The sequence below is a fragment of the Allostella sp. genome (genome assembly GCF_041913585.1).
Taxonomy (GTDB): Bacteria; Pseudomonadota; Alphaproteobacteria; order ATCC43930; family Allostellaceae; genus Allostella.
In genome coordinates, this window is record NZ_JAYSFE010000288.1 from 1 (window position 1) to 1,763 (window position 1,763).

Annotated in this window: 3 protein-coding genes; all 3 read right to left on the bottom strand. The window is 72.3% G+C overall.

Annotated elements, in window-relative coordinates:
• On the bottom strand, positions 1-374 hold a 374-nt coding region (locus ACE3Q3_RS24275), incomplete at its 3' end, for a heme-binding protein (RefSeq protein WP_374450428.1).
• A 53-nt stretch (positions 375-427) separates the two neighbouring features.
• Positions 428-1,228, bottom strand: a complete 801-nt coding sequence (locus ACE3Q3_RS24280) for a Stf0 family sulfotransferase (protein WP_374450430.1) — start codon at positions 1,226-1,228, stop codon at positions 428-430.
• A gap of 61 nt (positions 1,229-1,289) precedes the next feature.
• Positions 1,290-1,763 (bottom strand): aldehyde dehydrogenase family protein (locus tag ACE3Q3_RS24285; protein ID WP_374450432.1); only part of this gene is annotated, 474 nt, incomplete at its 5' end.

The window sequence follows — 1,763 nt, forward strand, 5'->3', positions numbered from 1 at the left end:
GCATCCTGGGCCGAGGTCACGCCGCTGACGCCGATGCCGCCGACGACGTCGCCGTCGACCGCGATCGGCAGCCCGCCCTCGAGCGGCACCGCGTCGGGCGCGGCGACGAAGGCGAACCGGCCGCCATTGACCGAATCCTCCATCGCCTTGGTCGGCCGCCGGAAGACGGCGGCGGTCCGCGCCTTGCCGAGCGCGATGGCGACACTGCCGACGCCCGCGCCGTCGAGGCGCTGCACCAGCAGCGGATGGCCGCCATCGTCGACGATGGCGATCGCGACCCGCCAGCCGTTGCGTCCGGCCTCGGCCTCCGCCCCGGCCATCACGGCCCGGGCGGCGGCCAGATTCAGCACCTTCTTCGACGGCAGCGACGGCATCCTCGGTCTCCTTGGTTCGTTCGGTCCGGCCGGGCGGGCGGGCGCCGGCGAGCCTAGCCCGCGGGCCGATCGCGACGGAAGCGCAGCGACTGCCGCCACTGCCGGCGCCAGACCGCGTTGGCCTCGCCGGCGGTCGGCCGGGTCACCGCCTGCTGCAGCGTGAGGCGCGGCAGATCGGGCACGCCCAGGGCTTCGGCGAGCGCGCGGCACGGCACGTCGGGATCGGTCACCAGATCCTCGTATGCGACGGAGATGGGGTGCACGCCGTTGATCGTGAAGAACTCGCGCCAGGCGAAATCCTCGGCCAGCACGATGCCGAGCGCCCGGCGCATTTCCCCCGCGCTGAACCGGGGCACGGTCTCCACCGGTGCCGCGTCGCGGTCGCGGTGCCAGACCTGGGTCGCCTGCGCCAGCACCAGCGACAGGGCCTGGGCCTGCTTGTCGCGCCGGCGCAGCCACAGGAAGGTCGATCGCGCCAGGAGGTCGCGGAACTGCGGCACGCCAATCCAGGACTGCATCTGGGACAGCAGGATCTTGGCGCCGAAGACGCCGTTGGCGCTGGTGCGGTGCGCCGCCAGCGCCGACAGGTAGCCGGCCGCGACGACGCGCGGGCCACCGACCGAGACGCCGAAGCGCGCACCCAGTTTCGGCTGCAGGTGGATCGGGTTGAAATATTCCGCGGGCACGCCCATGCGGCCCGTCCCGTGCAGCAGCGTCGTCAGCAGCGTGCTGCCCGAGCGCGGCGAGGCGCAGATGACATAGGGCCGGAGCGGGGCGTCGGTCGGCGGCAGGTCGAACTCCGGCCCGAGGACGGCAAGGGCCGCCCGGGCCTCGGAATCGTCGCTCTCGGTCACCGTTCCGACCTTCGATGGAGGAGGCAGCGGGCGGGCGCCCGGCGGCGCCCGCCCCGGCCGATCAGGCGATGCCGCCGATGCAGAGGTACTTGATCTCCAGGAAGTCGTCGATGCCGTACTTCGAGCCCTCGCGGCCGATACCGGACTCCTTCATGCCGCCGAACGGCGCGACCTCGGTCGAGATGATGCCGGTGTTGATGCCGACGATGCCGTACTCCAGCCCCTCCGACGCCTTCCAGATGCGGGTGATGTCGCGGCTGAAGAAATAGGCGGCGAGGCCGAACTCGGTGTCGTTGGCCATGGCGATCGCTTCGGCGTCGGTCTTGAAGCGGAAGAGCGGCGCGACCGGCCCGAACGTCTCCTCGCGGGCGACGGCCATGCGGGTGGTGACGTCCGCCAGCACCGTCGGCTCGAAGAAGCTGCCGCCGAGCGCATGGCGCTTGCCGCCGACGACCACCCGGGCGCCCTTGGAGACGGCATCCTGGATGTGCTCCTCGACCTTGGCGACCGCCTGCATGTCGATGAGCGGCCCCTG